At 54.0% G+C, this 348-nt stretch carries 1 protein-coding gene; it reads left to right on the top strand.

Going from position 1 to position 348, the window contains the following annotated elements:
• A partial coding sequence (locus tag RDV48_13470; protein MDQ7823802.1) for a hypothetical protein occupies positions 1-348 on the top strand: 348 nt, incomplete at both ends.

Raw genomic sequence — 348 nt, 5'->3', positions numbered from 1 at the left:
CTACTTCAACTACTTCAACTACTTCAACTACTTCAACTACTTCAACTACTTCAACTACTTCAACCGCTTCAACAGCAGCTTCAGCGGGCTTTTCTGCAGCTTCCTCCATGACGGCTTCGGCAGGCGCTTCCGCCACTGCTTCCGCAGGAGCTTCCTCTGTCACCAGTACAGGCTCTTCAACGGCAGCCTCAGCGGGCTCTTTCAGGAATTCCTCAAATACCGCTTCTGCCGGAGCTTCTATTACCGCCGCCCCGGCTGCTTTCTCAGCAGGAGCCTCCTCTTCAACTACTTCAACCACTTCAACTTCTTCAACCGCCTCAGGCTCTTCAACGGCAGCCTCAGCGGGCT

The sequence above is a fragment of the Candidatus Eremiobacterota bacterium genome (assembly GCA_031082125.1).
Classification (GTDB): Bacteria; Vulcanimicrobiota; CADAWZ01; order CADAWZ01; family Ess09-12; genus Ess09-12.
This window is presented reverse-complemented; position numbering and strand designations above follow the sequence as displayed.